Origin of the sequence: Mycolicibacterium brisbanense (assembly GCF_001570425.1) — a bacterium.
In the GTDB taxonomy this organism is placed as follows: Bacteria; Actinomycetota; Actinomycetes; order Mycobacteriales; family Mycobacteriaceae; genus Mycobacterium; species Mycobacterium brisbanense.
In genome coordinates, this window is record NZ_BCSX01000070.1 from 1 (window position 1) to 1,217 (window position 1,217).

Here is a 1,217-nt window from a genome sequence, read left to right on the forward strand (position 1 = left end):
AAAGTCACTCGAGCAAAGGAATCGACGCGATGACCACTGCCCACAATATCGACCTGCCCGCTGTGCTCGCCGAACGACTCACCACCTGTCACCCCGACGTGCTGCGCGAGCTGCTGGCCACGTTCATCCACACCCTGCTGGGCGCCGAGGCCGACGCCTTGTGCGGCGCCGGATACGGCGAGCGCAGCGCCGAGCGCACCAACTCCCGCAACGGCTATCGGCACCGCCAATTCGATACCCGCACAGGCACATTGGATCTCGCAATCCCCAAGCTGCGGCACGGCATCTACTTCCCGGACTGGCTGTTGGAACGCCGTAAACGCGCCGAACGGGCCCTGACGACGGTGGTGGCCACCTGCTACCTGCTCGGTGTCTCGACACGGCGGATGGACAAGCTGGTCGAGACGTTGGGCATCACGGCGCTGTCGAAATCACAGGTCTCGGTGATGGCCAAGGAACTCGACGCCGCCGTCGAGGCGTTTCGCACCCGGCCGCTCGACGCCGGCCCGTACACGTTCGTGGCCGCTGACGCCCTGGTGCTCAAGGTCCGCGAAGGCGGGCGGGTGGTCAATGTGCACGCTCTGATCGCGGTCGGGGTCAACGCCGAGGGCTACCGCGAGATCCTCGGGATCGACGTGTCCACCGCCGAGGACGGGGCCGGTTGGTTGACGTTCTGGCGGTCGCTGACCGCCCGCGGCCTGTCCGGGGTCAAACTGGTCACCTCCGACGCCCACGCCGGTCTGGTGGCCGCGATCGGTGCCACCCTGCCCGGTGCCGCGTGGCAGCGCTGCCGAACGCACTACACGACCAACCTCATGAGCATCACACCCAAGGCATCGTGGCCGTGGGTGCGGACCTTGTTGCATTCGGTGTTCGACCAGCCCGACGCTGAATCTGTTGCCGCCCAATACGATCGGATCGTCGACGCGTTGGCCGACAAGCTGCCCAAGGTGGCCGACCACCTCGAAGACGCAAGGGCAGATCTGCTGGCGTTCACCGCGTTTCCCAAGCAGATCTGGCGTCAGATCTGGTCCAACAACCCCCAGGAGCGCCTCAACAAAGAGATCCGCCGCCGTACCGACGTCGTCGGGATCTTCCCCGACCGCAACGCCCTTATCCGCCTCGTCGGTGCGGTGCTGGCCGAACAACACGATGAATGGGCCGAATCCCGGCGCTACCTCGGCCTCGACGTCCTGAGCAAATCACGCAGTATCAAC

General features: G+C 65.7%; 1 protein-coding gene. It reads left to right on the forward strand.

Going from position 1 to position 1,217, the window contains the following annotated elements:
• Positions 1 to 29: 29 nt before the first annotated feature.
• On the forward strand, positions 30 to 1,217 hold a 1,188-nt coding region (locus tag RMCB_RS35750; protein ID WP_062832553.1), incomplete at its 3' end, for an IS256 family transposase.